At 71.9% G+C, this 24,068-nt stretch carries 16 protein-coding genes; 7 read left to right on the forward strand and 9 right to left on the reverse strand.

What is annotated here, in order from left to right; translation table 11 throughout:
* Window positions 1–303 precede the first annotated feature (303 nt).
* On the forward strand, window positions 304–7,866 hold the full coding sequence (locus BGO91_RS16615) for a DUF5979 domain-containing protein (protein WP_290473844.1): 7,563 nt from the start codon (window positions 304–306) through the stop codon (window positions 7,864–7,866).
* Between the two features lie 75 nt (window positions 7,867–7,941).
* Here the strand turns inward: BGO91_RS16615 and BGO91_RS16620 are convergent, their stop codons facing one another.
* A complete protein-coding gene (locus tag BGO91_RS16620) occupies window positions 7,942–9,153 on the reverse strand; it encodes an MFS transporter (protein ID WP_290473845.1) in 1,212 nt (403 codons plus the stop codon).
* Window positions 9,150–10,520 (reverse strand): MFS transporter, encoded by a 1,371-nt coding sequence (locus BGO91_RS16625; protein WP_290473846.1) that lies wholly within the window; start codon window positions 10,518–10,520, stop codon window positions 9,150–9,152. Before BGO91_RS16625 ends, BGO91_RS16620 begins: the two co-directional genes overlap by 4 nt.
* Before the next feature lie 130 nt (window positions 10,521–10,650).
* Between BGO91_RS16625 and BGO91_RS16630 the strand changes: the two genes are divergently transcribed.
* Window positions 10,651–11,571, forward strand: a complete 921-nt coding sequence (locus BGO91_RS16630) for a helix-turn-helix transcriptional regulator (RefSeq protein WP_290473847.1) — start codon at window positions 10,651–10,653, stop codon at window positions 11,569–11,571.
* Entirely contained in the window at window positions 11,568–12,554 is a 987-nt protein-coding gene (locus BGO91_RS16635; RefSeq protein WP_290473848.1) for a diacylglycerol kinase family protein, read from the forward strand. Before BGO91_RS16630 ends, BGO91_RS16635 begins: the two co-directional genes overlap by 4 nt.
* 12 nt (window positions 12,555–12,566) lie before the next feature.
* Here BGO91_RS16635 and BGO91_RS16640 read toward each other — a convergent pair whose 3' ends face one another.
* Window positions 12,567–12,704 carry a hypothetical protein gene (locus BGO91_RS16640; RefSeq protein ID WP_290473849.1) on the reverse strand — a complete coding sequence of 46 codons (138 nt, stop codon included), beginning with the start codon at window positions 12,702–12,704 and terminating at the stop codon, window positions 12,567–12,569.
* 140 nt (window positions 12,705–12,844) lie between these two features.
* Here BGO91_RS16640 and BGO91_RS16645 point away from each other — a divergent pair, with 140 nt between their 5' ends.
* Window positions 12,845–13,417 carry a flavin reductase family protein gene (locus tag BGO91_RS16645; RefSeq protein WP_290473850.1) on the forward strand — a complete coding sequence of 191 codons (573 nt, stop codon included), beginning with the start codon at window positions 12,845–12,847 and terminating at the stop codon, window positions 13,415–13,417.
* A gap of 12 nt (window positions 13,418–13,429) precedes the next feature.
* Window positions 13,430–14,035, forward strand: coding sequence for a phosphoribosylanthranilate isomerase (locus tag BGO91_RS16650; RefSeq protein WP_290473851.1), 606 nt, complete (start codon window positions 13,430–13,432; stop codon window positions 14,033–14,035).
* Window positions 14,036–14,083: 48 nt separating this feature from the next.
* On the opposite strand, the gene BGO91_RS16655 is transcribed toward BGO91_RS16650, so the two are convergent.
* Both BGO91_RS16655 and BGO91_RS16660 read right to left on the reverse strand, forming a co-directional pair.
* Window positions 14,084–15,070 carry an Abi family protein gene (locus tag BGO91_RS16655; protein ID WP_290473852.1) on the reverse strand — a complete coding sequence of 329 codons (987 nt, stop codon included), beginning with the start codon at window positions 15,068–15,070 and terminating at the stop codon, window positions 14,084–14,086.
* A gap of 81 nt (window positions 15,071–15,151) precedes the next feature.
* Window positions 15,152–15,865, reverse strand: a complete 714-nt coding sequence (locus BGO91_RS16660) for a TetR/AcrR family transcriptional regulator (RefSeq protein ID WP_290473853.1) — start codon at window positions 15,863–15,865, stop codon at window positions 15,152–15,154.
* Between the two features lie 54 nt (window positions 15,866–15,919).
* Between BGO91_RS16660 and BGO91_RS16665 the strand changes: the two genes are divergently transcribed.
* Entirely contained in the window at window positions 15,920–17,287 is a 1,368-nt protein-coding gene (locus tag BGO91_RS16665; RefSeq protein WP_290473854.1) for an MFS transporter, read from the forward strand.
* A 21-nt stretch (window positions 17,288–17,308) separates the two neighbouring features.
* Here BGO91_RS16665 and BGO91_RS16670 read toward each other — a convergent pair whose 3' ends face one another.
* Entirely contained in the window at window positions 17,309–18,205 is an 897-nt protein-coding gene (locus BGO91_RS16670) for an SDR family oxidoreductase (RefSeq protein WP_290473855.1), read from the reverse strand.
* Between the two features lie 31 nt (window positions 18,206–18,236).
* Window positions 18,237–19,712, reverse strand: coding sequence for an MFS transporter (locus tag BGO91_RS16675; RefSeq protein WP_290473856.1), 1,476 nt, complete (start codon window positions 19,710–19,712; stop codon window positions 18,237–18,239).
* Window positions 19,713–19,810: 98 nt separating this feature from the next.
* Between BGO91_RS16675 and BGO91_RS16680 the strand changes: the two genes are divergently transcribed.
* Window positions 19,811–20,386 (forward strand): TetR/AcrR family transcriptional regulator, encoded by a 576-nt coding sequence (locus BGO91_RS16680; RefSeq protein WP_290473857.1) that lies wholly within the window; start codon window positions 19,811–19,813, stop codon window positions 20,384–20,386.
* A gap of 41 nt (window positions 20,387–20,427) precedes the next feature.
* Here the strand turns inward: BGO91_RS16680 and BGO91_RS16685 are convergent, their stop codons facing one another.
* Window positions 20,428–21,141, reverse strand: a complete 714-nt coding sequence (locus BGO91_RS16685) for an MgtC/SapB family protein (RefSeq protein ID WP_290473858.1) — start codon at window positions 21,139–21,141, stop codon at window positions 20,428–20,430.
* A 13-nt stretch (window positions 21,142–21,154) separates the two neighbouring features.
* Complete coding sequence (gene mgtA / locus BGO91_RS16690) at window positions 21,155–23,884, reverse strand: magnesium-translocating P-type ATPase (RefSeq protein WP_290473859.1); 2,730 nt, start codon at window positions 23,882–23,884, stop codon at window positions 21,155–21,157.
* Window positions 23,885–24,068: the final 184 nt, after the last annotated feature.

Here is a 24,068-nt window from a genome sequence, read left to right on the forward strand (position 1 = left end):
GCGATCGACCGGGCCTCGCGGAGGTCCTCGGCGCCCTCCTGACGCGGTAGCGCTCGCCCCTTTCGGGGTACAGAACGGTCCCCCAGGAGGCGGACTGTCCCCAACAATGGGGTGATCGGTCCACTACAGGTGTGATCGAAATTCCGCTAGGAAAGACGTGAGGGATTTCTCACCGGACCCGACCGGCGAGCCGCTACCCGAACGACACCCGTCGATCTACCCGGACGACGTGGTCGATGCGGACTGGGATCCTTCGTCCTGCCTGGGGGACCCGTTTTGCTTACCCGAATCCGCGCTATTTTCGTGCGCCCGCGCGGCCGTCACTCCGCCGCCCGACTCGCTCTGCGGACGCCCGTCAGCGTCGCCGCCGCGCTCGCCCTGGTGCTCCTCGGCTCCTCCGTCATCGGTGTGCAGGCGGCCAACGCCGACGACCTCGGCTCCGGCGTCCTGAACCTGTCGAAGACGACGACGGTCACGGATGTCGCCCCCGGCCAGCAGTTCGTCTACACCCTCAACTTCGGCTGCTCGTCGACGACGACCGGTTGCGTCGACGCCACGATCACCGACCCGCTGCCGGCCCCGCTGACCGTGGTCGGCACCCCGACCGTCGTCGGCGGCAGCGGCACGGTCTCCGTCGACAACGGCACCATGAAGGTCGTCTTCGGCGACGTCGTCCCCAACACCACCCCGGCGAGCACGGGACTCGCCGCCGGTGCGACGGGCACGGTCCAGCTCGTCGTCAAGGTGCCGGACGACATCGCGAAGTCGTTCGACGGCCAGACCCTCACGAACACCGCGAGCTTCACCGCGAAGAACGCGGCGACGGTGCAGGCCTCCGCCCCCGTGGTCGTGCACGTCCCCGACGTCCTCGCCGCGACCGCCGCCAAGACCTGGAAGCCGGCGTCCACGCAGTACAACGCGGGTGAGCAGTCCACCGCCACGCTGAAGGCGGCCAGCGCGTCGAACATCGCCGCGAGCGCCCTGACCATCGCCGAGCCGGGCGACCCGTCGGTCGCGGGCGGCGTCTTCGACTTCTACGACTTCGCCGGATTCGGCGCCGTGACGTTCCCCGCCGGCGCGGACCAGGTGCAGGTCATCGCGATCACCGCCGGCCAGGACGGCGGCCCCGGCGGCGAGGTCGCCGGGCCGATCGGGACGACGCCGACCCTCCCCTCCAGTGTCGACCCGGGCGACGTGATCGGGCTCAAGCTCGTCTTCAGCTCGTCGCAGGGCGCCACCATCGCGCCGGGCGCGAACGGCTCCGCCGACGTCGTGTTCGCCCAGCGCGCCACGAACCGGCGGACGGACGCGACCCTCGTCGCGGGCGGCACCCGCGTCAACTCGATCACCGCCTCCGTCACCACCCCCAAGGGCGACGCCACCTCCAACCCGGCCACGGCCGCGCAGGAGATCGCGCCGCTGACCGTGAGCGTCTCCGCCGACAAGAGCTTCAGCGTCCAGCAGCTGCCGGCGGGCCAGTCCACCACGGCGACCCTGACCGCGACGAACACCTCCACCGGCCCGCTGACCACCCTGTCGGTGCGCGAGCCCGGCACCGGCACGTTCTTCTCCGACAAGATCTCGTTCTCGGGCTTCACCTCCGGGGCCGCGTGGCCGGACGGCGCGACCGGCGCCACCGTCTCGTGGTCGGTCAACACCGGCAGCGCCCCGGCCGACTCGACGTTCACCGCCGCCTCCGGCCTCCCCACGACCCCGACGCTCGCGCCGGGGCAGTACATCACCGCGTTCCAGGTGACGTACACCGGGACCATCGCCACGGGCGCCTCGGCGAAGCTGCCGTTCGGCGTCGGCACGACCACGAACGCGGGACCCGTGGGCTCCGGCTTCGTCACGTACCCCAACGCCGCGACCGTGACCGGCACGAACGCCGCCGGCAGCGACGACGACACCGCGACGGCCGACCTCCAGGTCTACTTCCCCGAGGTCATGCTGTCGCTCGCCAAGACGATCACGCCGCAGACGGTCATCCCGGGCGGCGCGAGCCTCGTCCAGCTGTCGGCGCAGACGCCGACCGGCACCAGCTCGGTGCGCCCGAACACGATCGTGGTGACCGAGCCGCAGGACACCGCGGCCGCGCCGTACTGGAACGCGTTCGACGCGACGGCCGTCGCGCCCACCTCGGTTCCCGCCGGCTCGAAGCTCACCATCGAGTACACGACCGACGGCACCACCTGGAAGACGCTCGACACCGTGGACGCGACCTCGGGCGCGAAGACGTACTCGGCCGTCCTCGACGACGTGCTGCCCAGCGGCACCACCCACTCCGACGTGCGCGGGCTGCGCTTCACCTTCACCGACCCGGCCGGCTTCGGCCAGGCCACCAACGTGAAGCCGGGCATCGTCTTCGTCGCCCGCGGCGCGCTCCGCGACGGCAGCGGCCCGACCAACCCGGGCACCTACCCGGCGCTGACCGCGTACGAGAACTGCTCCGTCAGCTCCGCGAGCGGCAGCGTCAACGGCGGCACCACGATCACGAGCCGTCCCGCCACCTCCTGCGCCACCGCGAACGTGCAGGCCACCGACGGCGGCCCCGGCCCGCTGATGGCGAGCAAGGCGTGGGACGGCACCAAGGTGCTGCAGGCGCAGTCCGGCGTCACCACGGGCGTCACCCTCGGCTGGGGCACCCAGACCACCGGCATCCGCTCGATGGTCGTGCAGGACCCGGCGACCCCCTCGCCGCTGACCGGCAGCGTATTCCAGGCGTTCGACCTGACGCGCATCGACGCGATCACGCCGACCTCGACCGGAGGCGCCACCTTCGACCCGCTGATCCGCTACGACAAGGTCTCGAAGGTCGAGCTGTTCGACGGCACCACCTGGAACGACATCACGTCCAAGGCGTGCACCACCGCGAACGCCTGCGACGGGACCTTCCCTGGCTACACGCTGAGCACCGCCGAGCGAGGCTCCACCCAGGGCGTGCGCCTGACGTTCATCGAGAGTCCGAATCGTGCCGCGACGATCGCCGCGACCGGCGACCCGATGGCGCCGACCGTGGGCAGCGGCGTCGCGAGCGCCTCCGCCGGCGCCTTCCCGGGCGCCGACGCGAACGCGCGCACCATCCACCTCGACCTGAAGCTGCGCAACGCCGTGCGCGGAAGCACCCCGACTGACTGGGTGACCGGCACGCGCACGTACAACATGGCCGGCTCGGCGGGCGCGGTCGACAACACCGTCCTCGTCCGCGGCATCCCCGCCACCGGCGACCCGTTCGAGCGGACCGCGGACGACCACGTCACGATCATCGACCCGACCTTCACCACCAAGGTGACGAAGACCGCGAACCCGACGTCGCTCGTGATCCCGCAGCCGGACGTGCCCGCGGCCTCCTACCCGACCACGGTCTACACGACCACGATCGCCAACACCTCCACCAGCAGCACCTGGCAGCTGCGGATCAGCGACCCGGTCGACTGCACCAACGCGGCGACCACCGCGCCGTGCGACTTCGGAACGTACGACGCGGCCGCCAACCCGCTGGACAAGCTGAACCTGACCAAGATCGCCGTCGACCTCAGCTCGGCCGCCGGCGTGCAGACCTCGCTCAGCGTGGTCTCGCTGCTGCACCGCACCGCGGACGGGTCGCTCTCGACCACGACGCACACGATCGCGCAGGCCACCGCGCTGACCGCCTCCCAGCTCGCCGACGTCGTCGGCGTCAGCGTGCTGCTCCGCGGCACGAACGCGCAGGGGACCGACGGCACCGGCGCCACCATCGCGTCGGGTCAGAAGGCCACCGTCACCCTGACCACGCAGCTGCGGCCGACCAGCCGCGCGGCGGGCGTCGCGCCCACAGCCGGCACCTTCGTCAACACCGTGTACGGCGCACTGCACGACGACGTCTACCCGGCGGTGCAGGCGACGGACACGCAGAGCGCCTCCGTCACGCTGGCCAACGGCAACCTCCAGGTCGCCACGGCCAAGACCTTCACGCCGACCAGCACGCTGCAGGCCAGCCCGACGAACCCGATCCAGGTGAACCTGCGGGCCCGCGCCACGGGGACGCTCGCGCCGAAGATCCTCGTCATCGAGGACTCCGCGCCCACCTTCTGGAACGCGTTCACCCTCACGGGCTTCGCCATCCCGAACGTGCCGACCGGCGCCGACCGGGTGACGATCGACGCGCAGACCGGTCAGGGCGCGTCCGCGACCTGGACCTCCGGCACCGCGACGACGATCGCGACCGCGTCGCTGCCCTCGGGCGTCGCGGCCGCCGACGTGACCGGCCTCCGCTTCACGTTCACGAAGGCCGACGGCACCAGCTTCACCGCCTCGAACAACGCGGACAACGTGCGGCTCAGCGTGAGCCTGCGCTCCCAGCTGCGCGACGGCTCCGGCCCGGTCGCCTCGACCGCGGTCTCCACGCCGATGCCGGGTGAGACCGCTGCAGGCACCATCACGAACACGGTGTCCGCCGACGCCTCCTACAACGACGTGAAGGCCACGCGCGCCACGGCGACCGCCACCTTCACGGTCAACCCCGGCACCGCCGCCATCGCGGTGGAGAAGACGAGCCCCGGTCAGGCGGCCTCCGGCAAGGAGGTCAACTGGACCCTGCGGTTCAAGAACACCGGCACCGGCTACCTGCCCAACCCGGTCGTGATGGACACCCTCCCGGGCGACGGCTCGCTGCTCTTCGTGCCGACCAACGTGCCGGTGTACAGCACCTCGACCGGCGGCACGCTGCCGACCGACGCGACCAAGGTGTCCCGTGCGTACGACCAGACGGCGGGGACCATCCGCTTCACCTGGCCGGCCGGATCGCAGCTGGCCCCGGGTGAGACCTACAGCATCACCATCTCGCTGCAGATCAAGCCGGGCCTGCCGCCCGCGACGGTCGCGACCAACCGGTTCGGCGTGAGCACCGACCGCGTCCTCACGGCCGGCGTCTGCACCGCGCTCAACCCGGGCAACGGCCGCCCCGTCAGCTTCGCGGCGAACACGTGCTCCACGTCCAACGTCGTCACCACGCTGTCGCAGGGCTCCTTCACCGCCTCGAAGGGCGTCCGCTCCGACAGCGGCGCCGCGCAGAACATCAACAACCCGGCCCTGCCCTGCACCTCCGACGCGGACGGCTACTACCGCTACCCCTGCGCGGCCGTCAGCGCGATCGGCGACACCGACCACTGGAAGCTCGAGATGGTGAACGGCGGGAACGTCGCCGCCAAGAGCCTCACGGCCGTCGACGTCTTCCCGTACCCCGGCGACGTCGGCGTGGTCGACCCGTCGCAGCGCGGCTCGGTCTACACGCCGCGGTTCAACGGCGACGTCGCCTTCCAGACGTCGGGCGGCCAGGACGGCAGCCGGATGGACTGGTACGTCACCACCTCCGCGAACCCCTGCACCAAGGAGATCACCCCGGGCGCCGGCTCCTGCCCCGCGGGATCGTGGCTGCCCTCCAGCGTGGTCGGCACGACCGTCGACGCCGGTGCGGTCACCGCGATCAAGATGGTCTTCGACTTCAGCGGCGCCCCCGGAGCGGTGCTGCCGGCCGGCGGCTCGCTCAAGGTGACCTACTCGACGACCAACGTCCCGACGACGAAGGCCGGGGACGACCGCGCACCGGTCACCGCCCCGGTGACCGGCGTGCGCGCCTGGAACTCCTTCGGCTTCTACCCGACCTACGTGTCGGGATCGCAGCCGGCGGGACCGCAGGAGCCGATCAAGTCCGGCGTCATCCTCACCGGCGGCCCGCTGCAGATCACGAAGACGATCACGGGAGACGCGGCCCAGTACGCGCCGACCAGTTTCGTCGCCGACGTGGTGTGCACGATCGAGGGCGTGAAGGTCGACCTCGGCAGCGCCTCCTCGGTCACGCTGAGCAAGGCCGGCGGCTACACGGCCCGCATCGACGGCATCCCGGTCGGCGCGTCCTGCGCGGTCACCGAGCACGGCGCCGACGGCTCGTACGGCGAGTCCAGCCGCACGGTCACCCCGTCGAGCGTGGTCATCGCGACCGCGGCCGACGCGACCGCCGCGGTCCCGGCCGGCCAGAGCGTCGCGATCGCGAACGACTACGCGGTCACGCAGCTCACCGTCACGAAGCACGTCGACACCGCGGCGTCCGCCGGATCGTTCGGGCCGTTCGGGATGACGCTGGTCTGCACCAGCGCCCTCGGTACGCGGATCCCGCTCGCCGCGGCCGACGCGGCCTTCACGCTCGCCGACGGCGCCTCGCGCACCGTGACCGGCCTGCCGGTCGGCGCCACCTGCGTGATCAGCGAGACGGACGCCGACGGCGCCGCCACCGCTCCCAACCACGTCGGCATCGCGTTCGACGGCGCGGCGGAGACCTCGGGCGCGTCGGCCACGGTGACCCTCACGAACGCGGACGGCGGTGACGACGCGGTGGTGACCAACCACTACGCGGCGGGCACCCTGACGATCACCAAGACCGTCGACGGCGACGCCGCGGGCGACTACGGCACCGGTCCCTTCACGGTGCACGCGACCTGCGTATACGACGGCGACCAGACCCTGTTCGACGGTGACGTGACCATCCGCGGCGGCGAGACCGTGACGGTCCCGGGCGTGTACCCGGCCGGCACCGTCTGCGATGTGACGGAGACGGCGACCGGAGGCGCGACGGACAGCACCGTCGACACGCCCTCGGTCACCATCCCCGGCGCCCTCGACGGCAGCGTGCAGAACGTGACGGTCGACGTGACCAACACCTTCTCCGCCGGCTCCGTCGCGATCGAGAAGGTCCGCACCGGCGACGGCGCCGCGACCTACGGCTCCGGTCCGTTCACCGCCCAGCTCACCTGCACCTGGGTCAAGGACGGCGTCACGCTCACCATCCCGCTGCCCGACGCCGGGCGGGTCGTCCTGAACGACGCGAACGGCTACAAGGCCACCGTCACCGGGCTCATCCAGGGCGCCCACTGCGACACCGCCGAGACGGCCACGGGAGGCGCGACCTCCGTCGCGATCGCCCCGGCCGCCGGAGTGACGGTTCCGGCGGGCAGCCCGGCGGCGGTGACGATCACCAACACCTTCGACACCGGGTCGCTCACCATCGACAAGAAGCGCGTCGGCGACGGCGTCGCCCTCTTCGGAGCCGGTCCGTTCACGATGCAGGTGACCTGCACCTACCTGGTCGACGGCGTGACCACGCCGATCGACCTCGGGAAGAACGCGACGCTGACGCTCTCGAAGGCGAACGGGTACACGGCGACGATCGACGATCTGATCGCGGGCGCCTCCTGCTCGGTCGAGGAGACGGACGCGGGCCTCGCCACGCAGACGACCCTCGACCCGGCCGATGGCATCGTCGCGATCCCGTCCGGCTCGGCCGCCACGGTCACGGTGACCAACCGCTTCGACATCGGGCACCTCTCGATCCTGAAGAGCGCGGACCGGGCCTCGGCCTCGGTGGGCGACACGATCGTCTACACGATCGTCGTCACCAACGACGGCCAGATCGACGCGGTGGACGCGACGGTGAGCGACCTCCTGCCGAAGGGGCTCCGGGTGATCAGCACCAACCCGCTCTCCACGGCCTCGGCGGGCAAGCTGACGTGGAAGATCCCCTCGCTCGCGGTGGGCAAGTCCGTCACGTTCACGGTGACCACCGTGCTCGACGCACCGCTCGACACCAGCAACCGCGCGACGGTCACCACCCCTCCGGGGCCGTGGGAGCCGTCCACCGGTGAGGGCGGCTGCGGCGACGCCGGCGTCGCGTGCGCCGTCGTGCTCGACCCGCCGCGCGCCGCCGGCACCGGGCTCGCGAGCACCGGCTCCGACCAGCGCACCGGGATGCTGTGGGCGCTCGGCCTGCTCATCGCCGGCGCCGGCGGACTCGTGTCCACGCGTCTGCGCCGCCGCCACCCGCGGCACGGCTGACATCGGCACGGCTGACCCTGCAGCGGCGGGATGAGGGCGACACCCCTCGTCCCGCCGCTGCGGTGTATCGCGTCGTCAGGCCGTGCGGCGTCGCGCCCGCCCGGCCATGACCAGCAGGGCGGCCAGTCCGAGGACCGCCATCGCGATCCCGATCAGCACGGGTCCGATCGCGCCGAGCGGCGACGCGATCGCCCCGGCCCCGGCCGCGGTTCCGATCGCCGTCCCGCCGTTGAACGCGGCGACGGAGACCGCCGCCGCGAGGGTGGGTGCCGCGCGGGCGTAGCGCACCGCGAGGCCCGTGCCGACGGGCGGGATCCCCATCCCGGCGACGCCCAGGAGGAACAGCAGCACGAAGGTCGCGACGGCGTCGGTCGACAGCGGGACGAGCGCCACGAGGACGACGACGCTGCCGGCCGTCGCCGTGATGAAGGTCGCGAGCGGCCGCTCGTCGGCGAAGCGCCCGGCGAGGTTCGTGCCGAGGACGGCTCCGACGCCGAACGCGACGAAGAGCAGGGGCACGGCCGCCTCGGGGATCCCGGCGCGTCCCGTGGCCAGCGGCGAGAGGTAGCTGAACGCGGTCATGTAACCGCCGGTGGCGAGCACCGTCGCGACCAGGAGGATCGCCATGCGTCCGGTGGCGACCGCGCGGAGCTCGTCCCGCACCGATGACGCCGCGTGCTCGTCGTCGCGCGGCGTGAACCGGGCGATCACCGGGGCGGCCAGAGCGGCGAGCACGGCCAGGGCCCAGAAGGTCCCCCGCCAGCCGAGCAGCTGACCGGCGACGGCCCCGAGCGGCACGCCCGCCACGGTGGCCAGCCCGACGCCGGTCATCATCACCTCGAGCGCGCGCGAGCTGCTCGCCGGGCCGGCGGCGGTCGTCGCGACGGCCGAGGCGACGGCCCAGAAGGCGCCCGCCGCGAGCGCCGTGATCACCCGCGCGACGAGCACGATCCCGAACGCGCCGCCGGCCGCGGCGAGCACGTGCCCGGCGGCGAAGACGAGCAGAGCGAGTACGAGGGTGGCGCGGCGCGGCAGCCGGAGGGTCGCGAGCGCCATGAGCGGTGACCCGACGATCATCCCGCCGGCGAAGGCGGTGATCAGCAGACCGGCCTGCGCGACCGAGACGTGCAGGTCCGCGGCGATCTCCGGCAGGAGGCCGGCGACGATGTATTCGGTCGTGATCATGAGGAACGTGCCGAGCGTGAGCAGCGGCACCACGAACGGGAGCCGGGGCCGGCGGCCCGGGGAGCCCGTCGCGGTCGTGGAGGCGGTGGAGGGTGCGGTCATTCTGAACCGGCCTTTCGGGTCTGGGGCCCGCGGATGCGGAGGCTGACGAGTGCCGCGGCGAGCAGACCGGCCGCAGCGATCGCGAAGGCGAGCTGCATGCCGGGCACGAACGTCGCCGGATCCGCGACGAACGCGCCGAAGACGGCGATCGCGACGGCTCCGCCGACCTGGCGGACGGTGTTGAACACGGCGCTCGCCGCTCCAGCGCGGTGGGCGGGCGCACTGGCGAGGACGACGGAGGTCACCGGCGGCATGGCGATCGAGCCGCCCGTCCCGGTGAAGACGAGGAAGAGTCCGGCGAGCAGCGGGGAGCCGGTCGGCGCGCAGGCCAGCAGGCCGACGAACCCCAGCGCCATCAGGCCGAGCCCGAGGGCCGCCGGAACGCGCGGACCGTAGCGGTTGGCGAGCCTCCCGCTGACGAGGTTGCCGGTGATGCTGAACGCGGCCGACGGCAGGAACACGAGGCCGGCGAGCAGCGGTGACAGCCCGAGGTGCTGCTGCAGGTACAGGCTGACGACGAACACCGAGCCGAAGTTGCCGACCATGAAGGCGAACCCGTCGAGCAGCGCGATCCGCATCCCCGCCGGCCGGAACAGGTCCAGCGGCATCATCGGGTGGCGCACGCGGGACTGGAGCAGCACGAAGCACGCGATCCCGGCCACGGCGATGACGAGCGCCGCGATCACCGCCGGCCGGGCGAACCCGCTGTCGCCGCCGGTGATGAGCCCGTACATCAGCGCGGTCAGCGCGACCGCGGCGACCGCCTGACCGGCCCAGTCGAACGGCGTGGGCCGCGCCGGCGACGGGGCGACCGCGGTGAGCAGGGCGAGCATCGCGACGCCGACGGGGAGGTTGATCGCGAAGACCAGCCGCCAGTCGACCGTCGTGAGGAGACCTCCGACCAGCGGGCCGACGGCTCCGGCGACCGCGCCGCCGACCGCCCAGATCCCGAGCGCGTGCGTGCGCTGCCGCGGGTCGGGGAACGCCTCCCTGATCAACGCCATCGAGGCCGGCAGCATGATCGCCGCGCCGGCCCCCTGGACGACACGCGCCGCGATGAGCAGGCCGAGCGTCGGGGCGACCGCGCACGCGATCGACGCCAGCAGGAACAGGGCGATCCCGGCGCCGAACGCCCGCTTCGCTCCGATCCGGTCGGAGAGGTTGCCCGCGAAGAGCAGCAGGACGGCGAACGTCAGCGTGTACCCGTCGATCACCCACTGGCGGCCGGAGGCGCCGCCGCCGAGCTCGACGCCGATCTGCGTCAGCGCGAGGTTCACGATCAGGATGTCGAGCGTGATCAGGAAGAACCCCAGCGACGCCAGCAGCAGGGTGGCGCGCGCTCGGGTCGCGGTCTGGGGGCGGTACACGGCGCTCCTCCGGTCGGCGGCGATGGTCGGGGTCCAGCCAACCGGGGTCCGCGTGCGCGAGGGAGTCTCCGTCGAAAGGTGTTCCGCCAGGGCACCCCACGACGGCCGATCGGCTCGTACGGTGGGAGGCATGACGACGAATCGCGACGAGGTCCGGGGGTTCCTCACGACCCGCCGGGCGAAGGTGCGGCCCGAGCAGGTCGACCTGCCCGCCGGGCCGAACCGCCGCGTCCCCGGGCTGCGCCGGACCGAGGTCGCGATGCTCGCCGGCGTGAGCGTCGAGTACTACGCGCGGCTCGAGCGGGGCGACCTGGCCGGGGCGTCGGAGTCCGTGCTGCACGCCGTCGCGACCGCGCTCCGGCTCGACGAGGCCGAGCGCGACCACCTCTTCGATCTGGCCCGCACGGCGAACGGCTCGACCGCGCGCCGCCCGCGCGCGCGTTCCCGCACCGCGTCGGTGCGTCCGTCCCTCCAGCTGATGCTCGACGCCATCACGGCCGGTCCGGCGCTGATCCGCAACGGGCGCATGGACATCCTGGCGACGAACCTGCTCGCACGGGCCCTCCACGTCGACGCCCTCACCGCTGTCCCGGAGCGTCCGCTCAACATGGCGCGCTTCGCCTTCCTGCATCGGGAGAGCGCCGAGCGGTTCTACCCCGACTGGGATGTCGCCGCCGACATGATCGTCGCCATCCTTCGCGCGGAGGCCGGCCGCGACCCCTACGACCGCGACCTGCAGGACCTCGTCGGCGAGCTCTCCACCCGCAGCGCCGAGTTCCGCACGAAGTGGGGCGACCACAACGTGCGCAGGCACGTCACCGGCGTGAAGCGGTTCCGGCATCCCGTGGTCGGCGACGTGGAGTTCCTCTTCGAGGGCACCGAGCTGCCCGGCACCCCCGGCTGGAACCTGAACGTCTACCTCGCCGAGCCCGGCACCCCCACCGAAGACGCCCTGCGGCTCCTCGCCAGCTGGGCGGCGACCCAGGAGCAGGAGGCGCCGCAGGGCGCCCCGGAGGAGAAGGCAGCAGGTCCGCGTACGCTGGGCGGATGAGCGCTGACATCGAGGGGGCGTCGCGGCAGCGGCGGGCGGCCGTCGTCGTCAACCCCACCAAGGTGCGGTTGTCCGCGCTCCAGAGCGCCGTCGCGGCGCAGGAGGCGAAGGTCGGCTGGGCGGCCGCGGAGTGGTTCGAGACCAGCGCCGACGACGACGGACGCGACGCCGTCGAGCGTGCCGCCGCCTCCTCTCCCGACCTCATCGTCGTCGCGGGCGGCGACGGCACCCTGCGCGCGGCCGCCGCGGTGCTGGCCGGGTCCGGGATCGCGATCGGCGTCATCCCCTCCGGCACCGGCAACCTTTTCGCCCGCGAGCTCGGCCTGCCCGTGAACAACCTCGGCTCGGCGGTGGCGACCGCGTTCGACGGGGACGACCGCCCGGTGGACCTCGGCTTCGCCCGGCTGGAGCGCGACGGCGGCGACAGCGAAGAACGCGCGTTCCTCGTCATGGCGGGCATCGGCCTCGACGCCCACATGGCCGCGCACACCAACCAGAAGCTGAAGAAGCGGATCGGCTGGCTCGCCTACTCCGACCCCATCGCGCGGAGCATCCTCGGCAACCGCCGGTTCGACATGGTCTACGGCCTCGACGACAAGCCCGACGTCGAGATGCGCGCCCACACCGTGATCGTGGGCAACTCCGGCAGCCTGACGGCCGGGATGCTGCTCATCCCGGACGCGGTCATCGACGACGGCCTGCTCGACGCGGTCGTCATGCGGCCGAAGGGCGGGGGAGGCTGGACCAACATCGGCTACCGCCTCGCGTTCAACCGCGTTCTGCACCGCACCCGCTTCGGCCGCTTCATCGGCCGGCTGACGCCCAAGCCGCGCGCCATCCTCTACGCGCAGGCGAAGACCCTCCGGGTCCGCTTCCGCGAGCCGCAGGAGATCCAGCTCGACGGCGACCCCAACGGCTCCGTCATCGCCGTGCACCTGCGCGTGGAGCACCTCGCGCTGACCATCCGGGTGCCGCAGGGCTGAGCGGTCGCCCGGTCAGCCGGGCTCCTCCTCCGACTCCAGCGTCTCGTCCGCGTCGACGCCCGAGTCGTCGGTCTCGGTCGCCTCGATCGCGGCCTCCGCCTCGGCCTGCGCCTCTGCGGCAGCGGCCTCCCGGCGCTTCTCTCTGCTCATGCCGTCGTTCCCCTTTCGATGCGTGCGTGCACACAGTGTCTCGCGGATCCGTAAGAGCGCGTAATGAAAGGACGCGCCGGGAGCCGCGCGCGACGACGATGGGCACACCCGCACACCGACCGCGAACGAGGGGACCCGTCATGAGCGACGCGCAGACGATCAGCACCGAGAGCTCCGGCCAGGGCCCGCGCCGTGCGGGATTCTCGGTCGGGCTGAGCCCCGACGAGTTCAAGCGGGCGTTCCGCAACCACGCGGCCGGTGTGGCCGTGATCACGGCCGACGACGGCAACGGCCCGGTCGGGCTCACGGCGACGAGCGTGTTCTCGGTGAGCGCCGAGCCCGCCCTGCTCGTCTTCTCCGTCTCAGCGCAGTCGTCCAGCGCGCCGACGCTGCTGCGCGCCGAGCACGTGGTGGTGCACCTGCTGGCCGAGGGGCAGCGCGACCTGGCGCAGCTGTGCGCGACCAGCGGCATCGACCGCTTCGCCGACACGAGCATCTGGACCCGGCTGATCACCGGGGAGCCCTACTTCCCCGCCGCGCACTCCTGGATCCGCGGTCGCGTGGTGGACACGATGAGCGCGGGCACGTCGACCATCGTCGCCGTGCAGGCGCTGCAGGCGCAGGTGCCCGAGCGGGAGGCGGCGCCGCTGGTCTACCACAACCGCACCTGGCACAGCCTCGGCGATGCGTCGCGCATCGATCCGCATCGCTAGGCTGAGGAACCGATGTACGTCAAGATCTGCGGTCTCTCCACGATCGAGTCGGCCCGGGTCGCGCTCGACGCCGGTGCGGACGCCGTCGGCGTCGTCATGAGCAGACGCAGCCGTCGCACGGTCTCCGCCGACGTCGCGCGCGAGATCGCCGGCTTCGTCGGCGGCGCCGCCGACGTCGTGCTCGTCGTGGACGAGCTCCCCGCGCTGGAGGCGGCTTCCGTCGCGGGTGGGATCGGCGCCGACGTGGTCCAGCTGCACGGACCTGGGTACCGACCGGACGATGTCGCCGCGGCCGCCGGTGCAGGTCTTCGCGTCTGGCGCGCGACCTCCGTGACCTCGGCCGACGAGGTCGACGTCGGATCCTGGGGAGAGGAGGCCCTTCTCCTGGACTCGCCCGACCCCGGCTCGGGCCGCCGCTGGGACTTCGCCGTGCTCGAGGGCCGGCCCCTGGACGGCCAGTGGATGCTCGCGGGTGGCCTCGACCCCGAGAACGTCGCGGAGGCCGTCGCCTCCGCGCGCCCGTCGGGAGTCGACGTCTCCAGCGGCGTCGAATCCGCGCCCGGGGTCAAGGACCTCGACCGCATCCGCGCGTTCGTCGCGGCGGCGAAGGCGGGCTGACCTAGCCTCGGGGACGCCCCGAAACGCGCCTAGCCAAGGCAGATCCCGTCATCGCCTCCACAACTCCTGGTCTTCCCAACCCATAGGTGCTCCCATATCGGCGACGGTGAGCTCTCCGACAGGGAAGTCACGCATATGCCCGGCCATCGTCAGCTTCCACTGACACGCTGGGTCGAGAACCGATATGAGGTAGGCCATGATCGCGAGAGCGTTATAGGTACCGAATGTAGCTTTGGATCCACTGTTCGCGCGGAGATGCCCGAGGAGAGGTAACAGCTCGGGGTTCGGGCGGCTGGGCGCGACGACGAGTTTGCGGTTGAAGAGCCTGGCGTGGTGGGCGGCTACATTTCGCACGTAGTTGAGGCTCGAGACCCAGCTTCCGAACATCTTCTTCGACGGAACGGAATAGGCGTTAGCGATGCGGGTTCCCAAGTCGTTCTGGAGGCCGCCGAACATCTGCCCGAGATGACCGAGCTCAAGGATCTCGGTGAGTGCCCAAATCGGGAGTCGATCGTCGTAGCGTTCCCGAAAATGGGCCACGAATGCCTCATCGGAGCTGGCTTGCCGGAGCTGGATCCGGGCAAGTAGTGATGAGAACTTGCTCGGGGTTCGTTCGCCGGTGACCTCATCCACATGCTCCTCGGTGAACGAGCGGGTGTACGACGTCGGATCCTGGTGCGCGAACGCCGAACGAGCGCCGAGGGTGTATCCGATCTGCATGCGCAACGAGATTTCGATGCGCTCTACAGCCTCAAGGACCAGCATGCGCAGTCGACGGTCGAAGTCGATGAGCTCGGCCGCATACCTGATCGACGTGCCCATTCGATAGTCGGCTAAAACCCGTACCCTCTCCCGGCCGCCCTCGACGGAGGATTCAGATTGCCGGAAGGGGTAGAGGTATCCGGTTAGGCGGTAATACCCGACCTGCGCCAATAGGTCGCGAGCGTCAGCGCGATTGCCGATGTCGACGCCACGCGCCATGAGCGTATCGATCTGCTCATCGATCGATAACCACGGTTTGCTGTACTCAGTCAACGGACTTCCAGTTAAAGAAAATCAGCCCGAGCCGTGAGGCGAGCGGGCTGATCGTGATAAGTCCAGGCTAGCACAGCGTAGTTAGCGCTCACCGGGGTCGTCGGGGTAGACGAGCGGACGCACATCCGATCCCGGGTCCACCCGTCGACTGCACGCTGAGGTGCAGCCGAACGCGGCGAGGAAGGTCTCGACTCCGGCGCGCACCGACCCGTCGAGTTCGGAGCTCGTCAGACGGCGGGTGCCGTACCCGCTGGCGGGGAGGGCGCCGTCCGTGACGAGCGCCATGAAGTGGGAGGCCGCGCGTCCCGGGTCGGGGAGTCGCAGGAGGCCGCGCGCGCTGTACTGCGCGAGTTTGCCGGCGAGCTGGTCGAGGTTCGACGCGCGGGACCGCTCCGACGTCTCGTCGAGTTCAGGGAAGCGGGAGCGCTCGCCCGCCTGGAGGCGGAGGATGGCCGACCCCTCCTCGTCGGTGACGCACTCGACCAGCGCGTGCCCGAGCGCGACGAGCGTGCGCTCGAGGTCGTCCGGTCGCGGATCGGCCGACTCGATCGCCCGCTGCACACGGTCTCGGGATCGCAGCGCGCCGGTGGTCCACGCGCGGATGAAAAGCGAGCGCTTGTCGCCGAAGCGGTTGTACACCGTGGGCTTCGCGACTCCCGCGGCGCGGGCGATGTCGTCCACGCTGGCGTCGGCGTAGCCGGATCTGCCGAACTCGGCGAGAGCCGCGGTCAGGATGGCGGCCTCCCGGTCCGCCACGGCGCCGCCTGTGCGTCGCGAGGGAGGCGGGGTGGTCATGCCTCGATGTTACTCGAGGGTTGCGAAGAATGAACTGATGCGTATATTGAACCCATGAGTTCAATTCTCTTGTCGCGGCGATACAGTCTGGGTCGGACGGCGGCGCTCCTCGTCCCGGGAGGGATCCTCGCCCTGCTGAGTGTGACCGTCGCCGGGGTGATGATCCCCTCGATGCGGGCCGAGTTCCCCGCCGCGGGCGGAGCGGTCCCGTGGGTCACCACCGTCTACCTCCTCGTCAGCGCGACAGCGATCCCGGTCGGCGGCTGGGCGGGGACGAGGTTCGGTGTCCGGCGAACGTGGCTCATCGCGCTCGCCGTGTTCGCAGCCGGTGCGCTGGCGAGCGCGGTCGCCCCGGACGTGTCCCTCCTCATCGCCGCACGCGCCCTGCAGGCTGCGGGCGGCGGAGTGCTCGAGCCCCTGATGCTCACCGCGCTGGCGCGTGCCGCCGGGCCGGCTCGGATGGGGCGGGTGATGGGGGGTGTCGCGGCAGCGATGTCGATCGGCCCCCTGGCCGGTCCCGCCCTGGCGGCCGCGGTCGTCACCGTCGCGGGATGGCGGACGGTGTTCCTCGTCATCGCCGCGGTGGCGGTCGTGCTTCTCGCGTGCGCGGCGCTGTGGTTGCCGGCGGGAGCGGATGCGGAGGGCGACGGGTCGCGACGGCTCGATGGCGTCGGCCTGCTTCTGCTGAGCGCAGGCGCCGTCGGCCTCCTCGTCGCGCTCGGCCAGTCCGTGCTCTGGGCGGGAATCGTCGGTGTCGCGGGTCTCGGTGGGGCGATCGCGTGGATGCGACGCCACGGAGACGAGGCCCTGATCCCGCCGCGGACGTTCCGGCAGCGGGGATTCGGCCCGGCCGTCGTGATCATGGTCGGCCTGGGTGCGGCGATCTTCCCGCTCTTCTTCGCCGTCCCGCAGTACCTCGGCGCTGCGGTCGGAGTTCCGGTCGTCGCCGCGGGCTCCCTCCTGATCCCGTACGGGATCGGGACGGTGATCGCGATGCCGGTCGTCGGTGCGCTCAGCGACCGTATCGCGGCCCGCAGGCTCGTCACCGTCGGGGCGGTTGTCGCGGCCCTGGGGTTCGTGGGACTCGTCGTCGCTCCCTCGCTGCCCGTCTCGCCGGTGGCTCGCGGGGCCCTTCTCGTCGGAAGCCTGCTCCTGGTGGGGCTCGGTCTCGGCGCCGTGGGGAGCCCGACCGTCGCCACGCTGTACCGCGTCCTCCCGCCCGACCTGCTCGGCACGGGATCGACGGTGCTGTTCGTCGGCAATCAGCTCGGAGGCGCCGCCGGTGTGGCCGTGGTCGCCGCCCTGATCGGTTCCGACGGCTGGACCGTTGCTGACGGCGCCGTCCCGCTTCTGCTCCCGCTGGCCGCTGTGGCGCTCATCGCCGTGCTGGCGCAGCGGCTCCCCGCGCCGACGCCGGCGTGACACCGGCGCGGGAGCCGTCGTTCAGTCGCCCGCGTACGCCCCGCCCAGGATGTCCTCGATCAGTGTCGGCCCGGTCGGCTCCCAGCCCAGCAGCTCGCGCGTGCGTGCGCTGGAGCCGGTCATGGTGCGGCCGAAGAAGTGCCCGACGACGCCGAAGTGGGCTCCTGCGTCGGCGGGGTCGATGGAGGTGACGGGCAGGCCGAGGGCCTCGCCGAGTGCTTCCGCGATGGCCTTCGTCGTGATCGTCTGCTCGGCGACCGCGTGCAGGCGGGTGCCGCCCGGCGCGCCCTCCAGGCCCAGCCGGATCAGGCGGGCGGTGTCGGAGACGTGGACCGCCGACCATTCGCTCGTGCCGTCGCCGATGTAGCCGGAGACGCCCTGCTCGCGTGCGGCGTCCGCCAGCCAGCGGACGAAGCCCCAGTCGCCGTGCCCGTGGACGCTGGGCGCGAAGCGGATCGCGATCGAGCGGATGCCGCGAGTGACGGCGTCGAGGGCGAGGTTCTCGGTTCCGCCGCGGTCCGACTCCGGGCCGATCGCGGGGGAGGCGTCGGCCTCGGTGACCGGGCGTCCCTCCACGATGTCGGAGAGGCCGTTGGCGATGACGAACGGCTTGGCCGAGCCGTCGAGGGCGTCGAGGATGGCCTCCACCGCCCTCAGCTGCACGCGGTCGTTGCCCGCCGGGTCCGCCCAGTCGTGCTTGTTGGCGAGGTGGACGACCGCGTCGGAGGAGCTCGCCCCGGCGTGGAACGCGGCCGGGTCGTCGAGGTCGCCGCGGAGCACCTGCGCGCCCGTGGCGGCCAGCGTCGCGGCGGAGGCGTCGGAGCGGGCGAGGCCGAGCACCTCGTGCCCGGAGTGGAGGAGTTCCTGGACGGTGGCGGATCCGATCCAGCCGGTGGAACCTGTGACGAAGACGCGCATGGTGCGGTCTCCTTTCTGCCCGTGCGGGCGATCAGTGGGTGTGTCGAGCGGCCCAGGCGCTTCCGGCGACGACGACGAGTCCGGCCGCGAACGCGATGAGGCTCGTGATCAGGAGGGCCGAAGCGGCGCCGTCGGTGAAGGCGTGGACGATTTCGGGGCGTTGCGCGGGCGCGGTGGCCAGCGCCTCGGCGACGGTGTGCGGGCCGTCCGGCCCGCGGAGGGAGGCGGGCAGGGCGCCGCTGAAGACGGCGGTGAGGATGGTGCCGACGACGGCGACGCCGAGGGCGCTCCCGAGTTCGCGGGTCGCGGACTGGAGGCCGCCGGCGACTCCGGCCTGTTCGGCGGGGAGGCCGTCGGTGATCTCGGCGGTCAGCGTGGGCAGTGCCAGCGTGACGCCGATCCCGACGACCACCAGCCAGCACGCGTAGACGGCGTACGGCTGCGCGATCGCGGTCGAGAGACCGAGCAGGCCGCCCGAGGTGGCGAGGAACGCGAGGGCGAGCACGGCCGAGCGGCCGATCCGGGAGACCAGGCGCGGCACGAAGCGGACGCCGGCCAGCACCGGGACGACCAGGGGCACCACGCCCAGCCCCGCCTCGAGCACGGTGAACCCGCGCCCGTACTGGAGGAGCGAGGCGTTGACGTAGAAGAGCCCGAAGTTGGCGAAGAACGCGACGAGCATCCCGACGCTGGCGGCGCTCAGCAGGGGGCTGCGGAAGATCCGCGGGTCCAGCATCGGGTGGGCGACCCGCCGCTCGATCAGCACCCAGACCACCAGCAGCGCCGCCGCGGCGGCGAAGCAGCCCAGGACGAGCGGGCTCGCCCAGCCGCTCTCCGGTCCCTCGATGATGCCGGCGAGCAGCGCCACGATCGCCGCGACGAACGTCACGGTCCCGGCGGGGTCGAGGGCGCGGGAGTGACGACCGGTGCGCGGGACGGCGACGGCCACCCAGGTCGCGCACCCGGCGGCGATGAGGGCGACGGCGACGAAGAGCAGACGCCAGTCCCCCGTCGTCATCAGGAGGCCGCCGCCGACGTTGCCGATGACGCCGCCGATCCCGGACATCCCGGCCCAGGTGGCGATCGCGCGTCCGCGGCGGGCGGGCGGCATCGTGTGCACGAGCACGCCCATCGTGTTCGGCAGGACGAGCGCGGCGCCGATGCCCGTGAGCACGCGCCCGGCGAGCATGATCGCGACAGTCGGTGCGAGCGCGGAGACCGCCGCACCGGCGGCGAGCGCGGCCAGCCCGGCCAGCAGCACCCCCTTGCGGCCGAACCGGTCGCCGGCCGCCCCGGCCGGGATGACCAGGCACGCGAACACGACCACATAGCCGTCGACGATCCAGAGCAGCTCGCTCGACGACGGGTGGAGGGCGCTCGCCGCGATCATCGGCACGGCGAGGTTGATCGCGGCGACGAAGCCGATCACGAGGGCGGTGCACGCGCACAGCGCAGCGAGGACGGACGAGGCCCGACGGCCGTCGAGAGGGGGGATGGTGTCGGTCACCGGAGCTGACTCCTAATTACGAGGCATTGTGTATCGAAACAGTAACACAATAACGATGCAACGTGTCTCGTAATGCGTCGGTCGGTAGGCTTCGAGGCATGGAGCAGACCGTCGGCCGGGGACGACCGCGCAGCGAGAGCGCGCGGATCGCCGTGCTGCACGCGGTCGACGACCTGCTCGTGGAGGTCGGCTACGCGAACCTCTCCCTCAAGGGCATCGCGGACCGCGCCGGCGTCGGCCGGCAGACCCTCTACCGCTGGTGGTCGACCAAGGCCGAGATCCTCCTGGAGGCGAGTTCGCACGACGCGCGACACGAGCTCGCCGTCCCGGAGACCGGCGGCGCTGAGGAGCAGCTGGTCGCCTACCTCGACGCGCTCGGCGTCTTCCTCACCCGCTCGCACGCGGGCACCGCGTACCGGGCACTGCTGGGCGAGGCTCAGCACGACCCGGCCGTGGCCGAACTGCTCGCCCGCAACGACCTCCTCGGCGACAGCGCCCGGCTCGTCATCGCCCGCGTGACGGAGGACGACCTCCCCGAGCCCGCTCTCGGCCGTGCCGTCGCGACGCTCGTCGGGCCGGCGTTCTTCTGGGCGCTCACCGGCCACGACCCGTCGGTGCTCGACCGGGCCGGGGCCGCGCGGGCGTGTCTGGAGGAGGCTCGCGCAGGCCGGTGACCCGCGCGAGCCGATGACCGGGGCCGCCGAACCTCCGGAACTCAGTCCACCAGCGCCGTGTCGGCCGCCGTCCAGCGCACTGCGGTGACGGCCTCCGTGCGCACCACGGCGGCGAGCGCCTCCTCGATCGCCCGGTCGTCGCGCTCGCCGCTGTGGACGGCGGCGGTGATGAGCACGGCGCCGTCCGGTTCGTCGGTCGCGGTGATGGAGCGGACGGTGAAGCCGGGGCGGTGGACGGCGTCGAAGACGAGGGCGCGCACGTCCGGTTCGGCATCCACCCGGCAGCGGACCTCGAACGTGTAGTCGACCTCCGTGCTCTCCAGGCCCGCGCCTGCGGCCCGGCGGTCGAGCAGGCGGCCGACCGGGCGCAGGAGCGTGTTGGCGAGCATGATGAGCACCGTCCCGCCGGCGGCGACCGCCCAGAGGCCGCCGCCGGCGAGCGCCCCGACCGCGGCGGACGCCCAGAGCGTCGCCGCGGTGTTGAGGCCGGAGATGGAGGCGCCCTGCTTCATGATGACGCCGGCGCCGAGGAAGCCGATGCCCGAGACGACCTGGGCGGCGACCCGGGTGGGGTCGGCGTCCGGGCCGTGGAAGCTGAAGGCTCCCATCACCACGAACAGCGCGGCGCCGAGGCTGACGAGCGCGTTGGTGCGCACGCCGGCGGTGCGGGCGCGCCACTGGCGTTCCAGGCCGATGAGGGCTCCGCAGCCGACGGCGAGCAGCACGCGGAGGGCGATGTCGATGGTGATGGTCATCGGTTCTCTCCTCTCAGATCCAGGTGCCGAACCTGCGGATGAACACGGTCTTGGCGAGCTGCGTCAGCGCGCAGTAGGCGGCGAGGGTCGCCACCAGCCAGGGGAAGTACGTCCACGGCAGCGACACGAGTCCGAGCTCGTGGCCCCAGCCGGTGAACGGCAGCAGCAGCCCGAAGACGCAGACCGCTCCGGTCGCCAGGAGCACCGGGAGGCTGGCGCGGGACTGCACGAACGGGATCCGCTTGGTGCGCAGCATGTGCACGATCAGCGTCTGCGAGATGATCGACTCGACGAACCAGCCCGACTGGAACAGGGCCGCGTGGGCGGGGCTGTTCGCCTGGAACACGAACCACATCAGCGCGTACGTCGTGATGTCGAAGATCGACGAGATGGGCCCGATCCGGATCATGAACGTCGAGAGGCTCTTCGACTCCCACGTGCGCGGCTTCTTGAGGTCCGCCTTGTCGACCTTGTCCCACGGCAGGGTGAGCATCGACAGGTCGTAGGTGAGGTTCTGCACGAGCACCACCAGCGGGATCATCGGGATGAACGGCAGCAGCGCGCTCGCGACGAGCACCGAGAACATGTTCCCGAAGTTCGACGACGCCGTCATCTTGATGTACTTCATCGTGTTGACGAACGTGCGGCGGCCCTCGATCACGCCGCCCTCGAGCACCGTGAGGTCCTTCTCGAGCAGGATGATGTCGGCCGACTCCTTGGCGATGTCCACGGCCGTGTCGACGGAGATGCCGACGTCGGCCGCGCGCAGGGCCGCAGTGTCGTTGATGCCGTCGCCGAGGTAGCCGACGGTGTGGCCGTGGTGGCGCATGGCCTCCACGATCCGGGCCTTCTGGGCCGGGGCGACCTTGGCGAACACCGTCGTCTCGTCGGCGAGGGCGCCGAGCTCCTCGAGGGTGAGGTCGTCGGTCTCCGGGCCGAGCACGATCGTTCCGGGCTCGATGCCGACCTTGCGGCAGACCGCTGCCGCGACGAGCGCGTTGTCGCCCGTGATCACCTTCACGTCGGTCCCGTGCGTGCGGAGGCTGGCGATCGCGGCCCCCGCGCTCGCCTTCGGCGGGTCGAGGAAGGAGAGGAAGCCCAGCAGCGTCAGGCTGTCCTCGTCGTCGCGCGTGTACTCGGCGCGGTCGCGGTCGGCGAACTCGCGGACGGCGACGGCGAGCACGCGCAGCCCCTGCTCGTTCTGCTCGGCGACGAGCTGGTCGATCTCGGCCAGCCGGCCCGGCGTGAGCGCGACGTCCCCGCCGCGGACCCGCTCGGCCGTGCACGCCGCGAGCACCTCCTCGGCCGCTCCTTTCGTGATCAGCAGGTGCGCGTCGCCGCGGTCGACGACCACGGACATGCGGCGCCGCTCGAAGTCGAACGGCAGCTCGTCGATCAGCGTCCACTCCCGGCGGATGCGGTCGAGCTCGTCCGGTCCGGCCGCGGCGATCACGGCCTCGTCGAGCAGGTTGCGCAGCCCCGTCTGGAACAGCGAGTTGGCGGCCGCGTGGCCCAGCGTGGTCTCGCTGGAGCGGCCGGCGGTGTTCAGGTGGCGCTCCAGCACGATGCGGTCCTCGGTCAGCGTGCCCGTCTTGTCCGTGGCGAGCACGTCGATCGCGCCGAGGTTCTGGATGGAGTTGAGCCGCTTGACGATCACCTTGCGCTTGGCCATGAACTGGGCGCCCTTGGCGAGGTTCGCCGTGACGATCAGGGGCAGCATCTCGGGGGTGAGCCCGACCGCGGTCGTGACGCCGAAGAGGAAGGCCGTCGTCCAGTCCTTGGTGAGCCCGTTGATGACGAACACCACCGGGACCATGATCAGCATGAACCGGATGAGGGTCGCCGTGACCCGCTTGATCCCGAGGTCGAACGCCGTCTCGGGGCGCGCGCCGACGAGTGCGGACGAGAGGCTGCCGAACGACGTCGACCGCCCGGTCCCGACCACCACGCCCGTGCCCGATCCGGACACCACGGAGGTGCCCATGAACCCCAGGTTCGGGGCGTCGAGCAGGTTCGCCTCCGTGACGTCCGCCCGTGCTCCCGCGGACTTCTCGGCCGGGAGCGCCTCGCCGGTGAGCATGGACTGGTTCACCTGGAGGTCCTTGGCACGCACGATGCGCAGGTCGGCCGGGAGCATGTCGCCCGCGGCGAGCTGGACGATGTCGCCGCGCACCACCTCCTCCACCGGGATCTCGGAGGTCACCGGCGTGCCGTGCGAGGAGCGCGTCACCGCGGTCGTGGTGCGCACCATCGCCGTGAGCTGCTCGGCCGCACGGGACGAGCGGTACTCCTGCCAGAAGCGCAGGCACACGCTGACGAGCACCATGATGCTCACCGTCGCGACGCCGGTGTAGTCGGGGCCGTCGGCCGGGTCGGCGAAGATCACGTCGGTGAACACCATGACGACCACAAGGAACAGCAGGATGAGGATGAACGGGTTCCGGAACGTCGCCAGGAACTGGATGACGGCCGGAGCGGGCTTGCCGTGGTTCACGGCGTTGTCGCCGAACCGTGCACGGCGGTCGCGCACGGCGTCGGCGGTCAGCCCGTCGAGGTCGGTCGAGAACGACTTGAGCGTCGCCTCGGCGGGGAGCCGGGCGGACTCCACCAGCAGGTGCTGCTGGGCGGCGGGCAGGGAGCCGCGGCGGATCTCCGCCTGAGCGCGGTCGTCGCCGCGGGTGGGCCGTGCGCCGCGGAGGGCGGGGTTCAGAGTGTCGAGATCGGTACGGAAGAAGGGTCGCATGAGAGGGGTCTCCTCGGACTTTCGGGCGCGGCGAGACACCCGCCGCCGCAGGGGCGGGCAGGATCGCGCGAAGCGCTGAGAGGGGGGATGCCCGCGGAGACGACGCAGAGGTCGCGGTCAGAGGGACCGCGCCGGAGCCGGCCCGCGAGCGCAGAGAGATCGACTGTCGCCGTCGCTCATCGGG

It is taken from the genome of Leifsonia sp. 71-9, from assembly GCF_001898805.1.
Classification (GTDB): domain Bacteria; phylum Actinomycetota; class Actinomycetes; order Actinomycetales; family Microbacteriaceae; genus Leifsonia.

Excerpts from the sequence above, each read along its gene's own strand:
- BGO91_RS16620 (WP_290473845.1), bottom strand. The coding sequence starts at position 9,153 with ATGACCGCACCCTCCACCGCCTCCACGACCGCGACGGGCTCCCCGGGC.
- BGO91_RS16630 (WP_290473847.1), top strand. The coding sequence starts at position 10,651 with ATGACGACGAATCGCGACGAGGTCCGGGGGTTCCTCACGACCCGCCGG.
- BGO91_RS16660 (WP_290473853.1), bottom strand. The coding sequence starts at position 15,865 with ATGACCACCCCGCCTCCCTCGCGACGCACAGGCGGCGCCGTGGCGGAC.
- BGO91_RS16645 (WP_290473850.1), top strand. The coding sequence starts at position 12,845 with ATGAGCGACGCGCAGACGATCAGCACCGAGAGCTCCGGCCAGGGCCCG.
- mgtA (WP_290473859.1), bottom strand. The coding sequence starts at position 23,884 with ATGCGACCCTTCTTCCGTACCGATCTCGACACTCTGAACCCCGCCCTC.
- BGO91_RS16640 (WP_290473849.1), bottom strand. The coding sequence starts at position 12,704 with ATGAGCAGAGAGAAGCGCCGGGAGGCCGCTGCCGCAGAGGCGCAGGCC.
- BGO91_RS16665 (WP_290473854.1), top strand. The coding sequence starts at position 15,920 with ATGAGTTCAATTCTCTTGTCGCGGCGATACAGTCTGGGTCGGACGGCG.
- BGO91_RS16650 (WP_290473851.1), top strand. The coding sequence starts at position 13,430 with ATGTACGTCAAGATCTGCGGTCTCTCCACGATCGAGTCGGCCCGGGTC.
- BGO91_RS16680 (WP_290473857.1), top strand. The coding sequence starts at position 19,811 with ATGGAGCAGACCGTCGGCCGGGGACGACCGCGCAGCGAGAGCGCGCGG.
- BGO91_RS16685 (WP_290473858.1), bottom strand. The coding sequence starts at position 21,141 with ATGACCATCACCATCGACATCGCCCTCCGCGTGCTGCTCGCCGTCGGC.
- BGO91_RS16670 (WP_290473855.1), bottom strand. The coding sequence starts at position 18,205 with ATGCGCGTCTTCGTCACAGGTTCCACCGGCTGGATCGGATCCGCCACC.
- BGO91_RS16635 (WP_290473848.1), top strand. The coding sequence starts at position 11,568 with ATGAGCGCTGACATCGAGGGGGCGTCGCGGCAGCGGCGGGCGGCCGTC.